Raw genomic sequence first — 8972 nt, forward strand, 5'->3', positions numbered from 1 at the left:
CGCCGACGCCACCACGGGCACCATCAACGCGCTCTACACCCCGCAATTCTGGAAATTCCTCACCAGCGGCCTGCTCGGTCTGCGCCGCGGCACCGATCCCGGTGATCTGCTGACGCTGGCCGACGAGTACTACGGCCGCGACGCCAAGGGGCACTACAACGGTTCGCAGGACGCCTTCAACGCGATCCGTTGCGTCGATGCGCCGGAGCCGACCGATCCGGCGGTGTGGGCCGACACCGATCGGCAGATACGTCAGGTCGCGCCGTTCACGTCCTACGGAGAGTTCACCGGCCATGCGCCGCGCGACCTGTGCGCATTGTGGCCGGTGCCCGCGACGTCATCGCCGCATCCGGCCGCGCCGGTAGCGCCCGGCAAGGTCGTCGTCGTGTCCACCACCCACGACCCGGCCACCCCCTATCAGGCCGGGGTCGATCTGGCCCATCAACTCGGCGCTGACCTGATCACCTTCGAAGGCACCCAACACACGGTGACGTTCAACGGAAACGACTGCGTGGACGGCGCGGTGGTGCGCTACTTGGTCGACGGCGTCGCGCCGGGAAACTTAAGGTGCTAAGCCTCGTCGGTAACACAAACTTAACGGTGAATGCCTACTGTTCCAGATATGGATCGACAAAAGGAATTCGTGCTCCGCACGTTGGAGGAGCGGGACATCCGATTCGTCCGGCTGTGGTTCACCGACGTGCTCGGTTTCCTCAAGTCGGTCGCGATTGCGCCGGCCGAGCTTGAGGGTGCCTTCGAAGAAGGCATCGGCTTCGACGGGTCCTCTATCGAGGGCTTTGCCCGGGTTTCGGAGTCCGACACTGTCGCGCATCCCGACCCGTCGACCTTTCAGGTGCTGCCCTGGACGACTCGTAGCGGCCACCACCACTCGGCGCGAATGTTCTGCGACATCACCATGCCCGACGGCTCGCCGTCGTGGGCCGACCCGCGCCACGTCCTGCGCCGCCAGCTAGGCAAAGCCAACGACCTGGGCTTCTCCTGCTACGTGCATCCCGAGATCGAGTTCTTCCTCTTGGAGCCCGGCCCCGAAGACGGATCTGTGCCGATCCCCGCCGACAACGCCGGCTACTTCGACCAGGCCGTGCACAGCGCCTCGAACTTCCGCCGGCACGCGATCGACTCCCTGGAATCGATGGGCATCTCGGTGGAATTCAGCCACCACGAAGGCGCGCCCGGCCAGCAGGAGATCGACCTTCGCTTCGCGGACGCGCTGTCGATGGCCGACAACGTGATGACATTCCGCTACGTCATCAAAGAGGTTGCGCTGAACGAGGGATCGCGGGCGACCTTCATGCCCAAGCCGTTCGGTGAATACCCCGGCTCGGCGATGCACACCCACATGAGTCTGTTCGAGGGCGAGGTCAACGCCTTCCACAGCCCGGACGATCCGCTGCAGCTTTCCGATGTCGCCAAGTCGTTCATTGCCGGGATCCTCGAGCACGCCAGCGAGATCAGCGCCGTCACCAACCAATGGGTCAACTCCTACAAGCGGCTGGTGCTCGGCGGCGAGGCGCCCACCGCCGCGTCGTGGGGCGCGGCCAACCGGTCGGCCTTGGTCCGCATCCCGATGTACAGCCCGAACAAGACCTCGTCGCGACGCATCGAGGTACGCAGCCCCGACTCGGCCTGCAATCCGTACCTGGCGTTCGCCGTGCTGCTGGCGGCCGGGCTGCGCGGCGTGGAGAAGGGGTACGTCCTGGGCCCGCAGGCCGAGGACAACGTCTGGGACCTCACTGCCACGGAACGGCGGGCGATGGGTTATCGCGAGCTGCCGTCCAGCCTTGATGAAGCGCTGCGAGCGATGGAGGGCTCTGAGCTCGTCGCGGAAGCGCTGGGGGAGCACGTCTTCGACTTCTTCCTGCGAAACAAGCGCGCAGAGTGGGCGAACTACCGCCGTCACGTCACGCCCTATGAGCTGAAGACCTATCTTTCGCTGTAGCCGGTCTCGGTGGCCCGCTCAAACACCGGGTCGATCTGCGCTACCGTCGAGGGCGTGAATCAGCCCGTAACCGAACGGTCGAAGGTGCCCAGTGTGGGCCGACTCGGGTTGGTCGACGACCGCGCAAACGCGAATTTGGCTCAGCTGGGTTGGAATACCGAAGGATGCGTCGACGTGCTCTGGTCGCTGTCGCGCGCACCAGACGCCGACGCCGCCCTGTGCGCGACGATCCGGCTGGCCGAGGCGCTCGGCGACGGCTGGGCAGAGCTCAACGCGGCACTGGCCACCGATCGCGGACTGCGCGGCCGGCTGTTCGGTGTGCTCGGATCGTCGCTGGCGTTGGGAGATCACTTAGTCGCCAACCCGCAGTCGTGGCATCTGTTGCGGGGCGATGTGAAGCTGCCCTCGACCGAACAACTGCGCGCCGGATTTGCCGAGTGCGTATCTGAACCCCCAACCGCCGCAGGCTCGGTGGTGTGGCGGCTGCGCGCTCACTACCGCGACCGGCTGTTGGTTTTGGCCGCGCTGGATCTGGCGCCGACCGTCGAAAACGAGCCGGTGTTGTCCTTTCGGGCCGTCGGCGCCCACCTGGCCGACATGGCCGATGCCGCGTTGGCGGCGGCGCTGTCCGTCGCTGAGATCACGGTGTGTGGGGACGCCACGCCGCCTCGGATTGCGGTCATCGCCATGGGGAAATGTGGTGCGCGCGAACTGAATTACGTCAGCGACGTCGACGTGATCTTCGTTGCCGAACCCGCCGATCAGGTGTCCGCGCGGATAGCCGGCGAGATGATGCGGCTGGCCTCGGACGCCTTCTTCCAGGTTGACGCCGGCCTGCGACCGGAAGGCCGCCACGGCGAGCTGGTTCGCAGCCTCGACTCGCATATCGCCTATTACCAGCAGTGGGCGAAGACCTGGGAGTTTCAGGCGTTGCTGAAAGCCCGGCCCGCGGCCGGCGACGCCGAACTGGGCAAGCAGTACATCGAAACGTTGATGCCGATGGTCTGGAATGCTTGCGAGCGGGAGGATTTCGTCACCGAAGTCCAGGCCATGCGGCGACGGGTAGAGCAACTAGTGCCCGCCGACGTGCGCACCCGCGAGATCAAACTCGGCAGCGGCGGGCTGCGGGACGTCGAATTCGCGGTGCAGCTCTTGCAGCTCGTGCATGGCCGTAACGATCAGTCGCTGCATGTGGCGTCGACGGTCGATGCGCTGGCCGCACTGGGCGCCGGCGGCTACGTGGGTCGCGACGACACGGCCAATCTGACTGCCTCCTACGAATTTCTCCGGTTGCTTGAACATCGCCTGCAGTTGCAGCGACTCAAGCGCACGCACATGTTGCCCGCATCCGACGACGAGGAGTCGATGCGCTGGCTGGCCCGGGCGGCTCATGTGCGGCCCGACGGCACCCACGACGCGCTGGGCGTGTTGCGCGAGGAACTGAAACGTCACCACATGCGGGTATCCCGGCTGCACGCGAAGTTGTTCTACCAGCCGCTGCTGGAATCGCTTGTGCCGGAAGGCCTGGAGTTCGCCCAGGGAATGACGCCGGCGGCCGCGGAGCGCCAGCTGGCCGCACTCGGCTACGAGGCTCCACAAAGCGCGCTCAGCCACCTGTCCGCGTTGATCAACCAGAGCGGCCGCCGTGGCCGGGTGCAGTCGGTGCTGTTGCCCCGACTGCTTGATTGGCTTTCCGATACCCCCGATCCGGACGGCGGTCTGCTGGCCTACCGCCGGATCAGCGAGGTGATGGTCGCTCACCGTTGGTATCTGTCCACGCTGCGCGATAAGCCCTCGGTCGCCAAGCGACTGATGCATGTGCTCGGAACGTCGGCCTATGTGCCCGAACTCTTGATGCGCGCGCCGGAGGTCGTCCAGAACTACAGCGACGGCGCGTCGGGCCCCAAGCTGCTCGAGGTCGACCCCGAGGCGGTGGCCGGTGCGCTGGTGGCCTCGGCGGGTCGGCAAAGCGATCCGGTTCGGGCCATCGCGGTTGCGCGTTCGCTGCGGCGGCGTGAGCTGGCCCGTGTTGCCTCGGCCGATCTGCTGGGCATGCTCGACGTCACCGACGTGTGTGCCGCGCTCACCGCGGTCTGGGTCGCGGTTTTACAGGCCGCCCTGGAGGCGGTGATTCGGGCCAACCTTCCGGGAAGCGGCGACGCGCCGGCCGCCATCGCCGTCATCGGGATGGGCCGGCTCGGCGGCCGCGAGCTGGGCTACGGATCCGACGCCGATGTGCTGTTCGTTTGCGAGGCGGCCGACGGGGTGCAGGACTCCGACGCGGTGCGCTGGGCGGTCACCGTGGCTGAGCAGATTCGCGCGCTGTTGGGGACCCCCAGCGCCGACCCGCCGTTGGAGGTCGACGCCAATCTGCGCCCCGAGGGTCGCAGCGGTCCGCTGGTCCGCACCCTCGCGTCGTACGCCGCCTACTACGAGCAGTGGGCCCAGCCGTGGGAGATCCAGGCGCTATTGCGGGCCGACGCGGTGGCAGGCGACCCTGATCTGGGTCGGCGGTTCTTGCACATGGCCGACAAGACGCGCTACCCCTCCGGTGGAGTGTCGGCGGAGGCGGTCCTCGAGATCCGGCGGATGAAGGCGCGCGTCGACTCCGAGCGGCTCCCGCGCGGCGCCGACCCGAAAACCCACACCAAGCTGGGACGCGGGGGATTGGCCGACATCGAATGGGCCGTGCAGCTGCTCCAACTGCGCTATGCCAGCGAGATCGCTGCGCTGCACAACACCTCGACGCTGGCGAGCCTGGACGCCGCCGCCGAGGCCGCCCTGATCACCACCGAAGACGCGGCCCTGTTGCGGGAGGCATGGCTGACCGCGACGCGGGCCCGCAACGCGCTGGTGCTGGTTCGCGGCAAGCCCACCGACCAGTTGCCCGGGCCCGGCCGCCTGCTCAACACCGTTGCCGTCGCCGCCGGCTGGGCGAAGAACGGGGACGGCGGCGAGTTCCTGGACAACTATCTGCGGGTGACTCGGCGCGCAAAAGCCGTCGTGCACAAGATCTTCGACGAATAAGCCAGCCCCGGCCGCGGTACGCCGAATGACTCGGTGTTAGTAAAGACAGATAGGCCGGCTAGTCAAGAACGCCCGCCACTAGGCCAGGAGGCGGGTTCGGTGGAGATCCCCACGTACGAGGTGATGAGCGGCGACGAGCACGATCGGCTGGCCGGGTTGTATGGCCCGCTGACCGAAGAAGTGCGCGAACTCATCGACGCCACCATCCGCACTGAGGCCGACCAGGATGCCATCGACGCCGCGAGAGCCGCGATCCAGGCCGCCACGGACGCGCTGCGTAGCAGACAGCGCGATGAAACGAAGGTGGTGCGTCACGCGGTGGGAAATCGGCCCATCGTCTGGACCAACGCGGTGATCGGCCTGCGCAACCCGATCGCGCCGCCGCTCGTCATCCAGCACAACGACGACAACACCCAATGTTGGAGTGAGTTCACCCTTGGCGGGGCATACGAGGGGCCGCCAGGGCTGGTGCACGGTGGCGTGTGCGCGCTAGTGCTCGACCACGTACTCGGCGAAGCCGCCAGTCAGGGCCTGACCAAACCGCTGTTCACCGGGACGCTCACCCTGCGATTCGTGCGGGGCACGCCGCTGGGCAGGCTTCGCGCCGAAGCCGGGGTGGAGCGCACCGAAGGCATCAAATCCTTTGTCTCCGGCCATCTTTCCGACGCCGAGGGAATCACCGTCGAGGCCGAAGGAATCTTCATCAAGCCATCGTGGGCGCGGGATGCCGAATGAAGTTCTACGTCAGCAGCGCATTTCTCAATACCCGCGAGATCGTCGAGATCGCCAAGGCCGCCGACGACCTCGGTTATGACGGCATCGGTATCCCCGACCACATCGTCAATCTGGAGACGTTGAAAACCCCGTATCCCTACACCAAGGACGGGCAGCGGCGCTGGCAAGCGTTCACTGAATGGCCCGACCCCTGGGTGCTCGCCGGCGCGCTCGCGCAGGTCACCACGCGGCTGCGGTTCGTCACCACGGTCTACATCCCGGCCATGCGGAATCCCTATTCGGCGGCCAAAGCCATTGGCACGGCGGCATATCTCGCCGACGGGCGCATCGAGCTCGGCGTCGGGGTCGGCTGGTGTGAAGAAGAGTTCGACCTGATGGAGCAACGCTTCTCCGCACGGGGCAGACGCACCGACGAGATGCTCGACCTGATGCGGACGCTGTGGTCGCCGGACTGGACGGAATTTGACGGCGAGTTCTATCAAACCCCGAAGCTGGAGATGCAGCCGACGCCGCCGCGGATACCGATCTACGTCGGCGGGCTCAGTGAAATCGCGTTGCGCCGCGCCGCGCGCTACGACGGTTGGATCGGCGACCTGATCAACACCGATCACGCTATCGCGTCGGTGGCCAGGTTGCGTGAACTGCGAGCCGAAAATGGTTTGACGATGGACGATTTCACTGTTCTTACGCCGCTGACCGATGCATTCACCATCGCCCATTACCAGCGTGCCGAGGACGCCGGCATCACCGGCATCATCACGATGCCGTGGATGTTCTATTCCGGGGCGGATGCCACGCTCGCCGAGAAGGTCGACGGGATGAAGCGATTCCGCAAGGACCTCGCTCTCGACGGGTGATCGGAGTCGGTGGACGAAAAAGCGTTCCCACTCGTCCGTGAATGCCCTAACGTGACGGGGGTGGAGCTACACGGAAATCCCGAGCTGGTGCCCGTAGAGGCACTGCGGTCAGGTGACCCGATTACCGACGTCCATGGCGGCGGTCAGCACTACATCGTCCTGGAGTCGAAATCTTTCGATGAGAGCTGCGTTGTCCTCGAGCTCGAGTCGAAAGCTCACGATCAACTCCGGGTGATCGAGATGTCGTTCCCGACCGGCTACTACATGGGCAGGTCGCCGCGGCACATCCTGTGACCTGGTGTCGGAGGTATCACCCCGGACCTGGTGACAGCCGGCGATCGTCGCTGCCTGCATGATGAGAGCCATGCCGGAAATCAGGCCGTATCGCATCGACGTCGCCGCCGCCGTTCTGGACGATCTCAAGGAGCGCCTGGCGCGCACCCGATGGCCGGAGGCGGAGACCGTCGACGACTGGAGCCAGGGCATCCCGCTGAGCTACACCCGCGAGCTGGCCGACTACTGGGCCAATGGCTACGACTGGCGTTCGCGGGAAGCCGCGCTGAACCGCTTCGACCAGTACGTCACCGAAATCGACGGGCTGGACATCCATTTCATCCATCAGCGGTCGCCGCACGACGACGCGCTGCCCCTGGTGATCACCCACGGCTGGCCCGGTTCGGTGGTGGAGTTCCACAAGGTGATCGAGCCGCTGGTCAACCCGCCGTCGGGCCGCGCGCAGGATGCCTTCCACGTGATCTGCCCGTCGCTGCCGGGCTACGGTTTTTCCGGCAAGCCCACCGGCACCGGCTGGGGCGTCGAGAAGATCGCCGAGGTCTGGGAGACGCTGGTCGGCCGGCTCGGCTACGACCGCTACGGCGCGCAGGGTGGTGACTGGGGTGCGGCGGTGACGACGCAGATCGGCCGCAACGGCGGTCATTGCGTGGGGATCCACTTGAACATGCCGATCGCCAAGCCGGTCGCCGGCTCCGGTGAAGTCAGCGAGGACGACCAGCAGGCGCTGGCCGCGTACGTGGAGCATCGGAAGTGGGGCACCGGCTATTCCAAACAGCAGTCCACCAGGCCGCAGACGCTCGGCTATGGACTGGTCGACTCGCCGGTGGGGCAGCTGGCGTGGGTCGTCGAGAAGTTCTGGGCGTGGTCGCAGTGCGACGGGCATCCCGAGAATGTGCTCACCAAAGACGAATTGCTCGACAACGTGATGCTGTATTGGGTCACTGGCAGCGGCGCATCCTCAGCCCGCCTGTACTGGGAGAGCTTCAACAGGTTTGTCACCGATGGCCGTGTCGAGCTGCCCACTGGAGTCGCCGCGTTTCCGAAGGAAATCCTGCGTACCCCGCGGAGCTGGTGCGAGGCCGCCTACAACGTCACGCACTGGACGACGATGCCACGCGGCGGGCACTTCGCCGCCTTCGAGCAGCCGGAGTTGTTCGTCGACGACGTTCGGGCGTTCTTCGCGACGGTACGATAAAGCTCAGCGCCGCAATCGACTTCGGCGGCTCGACAGGCCCCGGCGCATGGGCCACCGACTTCGGTGCGCGTCCAACGCGTAGGGACCACCGCCGGCGAAGATCAGCAACAGGAAAGCGAAGCAGAACATCACGGCGTCCTCGCCGTGGTTGTTGATCGGGAAAAAGCCATGCGGCAGATGGACGGTGAAGTATGCGAACGCCATTTCCCCTGAAGCCAGGAAGGCGGCAGGCCGGGTGAACAGGCCGAGGGTGATCAGCGCACCGGTGACAGCTTCGATCCAGCCGGCGTAGTAGTCGGGCCATTGACCTACCGGCGCGACATGACCCGCCGCCGGCCAGCCGATGAGCCCGGACAGGCCGTGGCTGAGAAACAGCAACCCGAACATCACCCGAAACACTGACAAGGCCGTCGGCCAATACGAGTTCAGCCGCGCTTCGAGATTTTGCGCCATGCGCAGACGATAGTGCCTAGAGCTGAATCCAGGCCGACTTGGTCTTCATGTACATGTCGATGCCCTCTTTGCCGAACTCGTGGCCCCAGCCGGACTGCTTGTGGCCGCCGAAGGGTACGTCGTGGTCGAAGACCAACTGGCAGTTCACCTGGACGCTGCCGGCATGCAGGCGCTTGAGCATCCGATGGGCACGGCCGACGTCCTGGGTCCAAGCGGTGGCCGCCAGGCCGTAAGTGGTGTCGTTGGCCATCGCCACGGCCTCGTCCTCGTCGTCGAACGGCAGGATGCTGACCACCGGGCCGAAGATCTCCTGTTGGTAGAGCCGCATGGCCGGGTCGACGTTGGTCAACACGGTCGGGTGGACGAAGTAACCCTTGCGGTCCAGGCGGTGGCCGCCGGTGACCACCTCGACACCCTCGGTTTTGCCCTCGTCGATGAAGCCCATCACGCG

Annotated in this window: 9 protein-coding genes; 7 read left to right on the forward strand and 2 right to left on the reverse strand. The window is 65.9% G+C overall.

The genetic code is table 11. The features are described from left to right. The 7 genes from VN856_RS27400 to VN856_RS27430 all read left to right on the forward strand — a co-directional run. The coding region (locus tag VN856_RS27400; RefSeq protein WP_325695160.1) for an alpha/beta hydrolase at nucleotides 1–574 on the forward strand (574 nt) is incomplete at its 5' end. A 48-nt stretch (nucleotides 575–622) separates the two neighbouring features. Then, a complete protein-coding gene (locus tag VN856_RS27405) occupies nucleotides 623–1960 on the forward strand; it encodes a glutamine synthetase family protein (protein ID WP_325695162.1) in 1338 nt (445 codons plus the stop codon). Nucleotides 1961–2014: 54 nt separating this feature from the next. After that, nucleotides 2015–4987 (forward strand): bifunctional [glutamine synthetase] adenylyltransferase/[glutamine synthetase]-adenylyl-L-tyrosine phosphorylase, encoded by a 2973-nt coding sequence (locus VN856_RS27410; protein ID WP_325695164.1) that lies wholly within the window; start codon nucleotides 2015–2017, stop codon nucleotides 4985–4987. 123 nt (nucleotides 4988–5110) lie between these two features. Continuing rightward, complete coding sequence (locus VN856_RS27415) at nucleotides 5111–5722, forward strand: PaaI family thioesterase (protein WP_414687066.1); 612 nt, start codon at nucleotides 5111–5113, stop codon at nucleotides 5720–5722. Further along, a complete protein-coding gene (locus VN856_RS27420; RefSeq protein ID WP_325695167.1) occupies nucleotides 5719–6579 on the forward strand; it encodes a TIGR03619 family F420-dependent LLM class oxidoreductase in 861 nt (286 codons plus the stop codon). The genes VN856_RS27415 and VN856_RS27420 overlap by 4 nt, the downstream gene beginning before the upstream one ends. Before the next feature lie 60 nt (nucleotides 6580–6639). Further along, nucleotides 6640–6873: a hypothetical protein gene (locus tag VN856_RS27425; RefSeq protein ID WP_325695169.1), complete on the forward strand. Its 234-nt coding sequence runs from the start codon at nucleotides 6640–6642 to the stop codon at nucleotides 6871–6873. 79 nt (nucleotides 6874–6952) lie between these two features. Continuing rightward, nucleotides 6953–8068, forward strand: a complete 1116-nt coding sequence (locus tag VN856_RS27430) for an epoxide hydrolase family protein (RefSeq protein WP_414687067.1) — start codon at nucleotides 6953–6955, stop codon at nucleotides 8066–8068. A 3-nt stretch (nucleotides 8069–8071) separates the two neighbouring features. Here VN856_RS27430 and VN856_RS27435 read toward each other — a convergent pair whose 3' ends face one another. Both VN856_RS27435 and VN856_RS27440 read right to left on the reverse strand, forming a co-directional pair. Beyond that, nucleotides 8072–8521 carry a DoxX family protein gene (locus VN856_RS27435; RefSeq protein WP_325695173.1) on the reverse strand — a complete coding sequence of 150 codons (450 nt, stop codon included), beginning with the start codon at nucleotides 8519–8521 and terminating at the stop codon, nucleotides 8072–8074. 16 nt (nucleotides 8522–8537) lie between these two features. Further along, nucleotides 8538–8972: aldehyde dehydrogenase family protein (locus tag VN856_RS27440; protein WP_325695175.1), on the reverse strand; the 435-nt coding region annotated here is incomplete at its 5' end.

Source organism: Mycobacterium sp., from assembly GCF_035603715.1.
Taxonomy (GTDB): domain Bacteria; phylum Actinomycetota; class Actinomycetes; order Mycobacteriales; family Mycobacteriaceae; genus Mycobacterium.

Excerpts from the sequence above, each read along its gene's own strand:
- VN856_RS27405 (WP_325695162.1), top strand. The coding sequence starts at position 623 with ATGGATCGACAAAAGGAATTCGTGCTCCGCACGTTGGAGGAGCGGGAC.
- VN856_RS27435 (WP_325695173.1), bottom strand. The coding sequence starts at position 8,521 with ATGGCGCAAAATCTCGAAGCGCGGCTGAACTCGTATTGGCCGACGGCC.
- VN856_RS27420 (WP_325695167.1), top strand. The coding sequence starts at position 5,719 with ATGAAGTTCTACGTCAGCAGCGCATTTCTCAATACCCGCGAGATCGTC.
- VN856_RS27415 (WP_414687066.1), top strand. The coding sequence starts at position 5,111 with ATGAGCGGCGACGAGCACGATCGGCTGGCCGGGTTGTATGGCCCGCTG.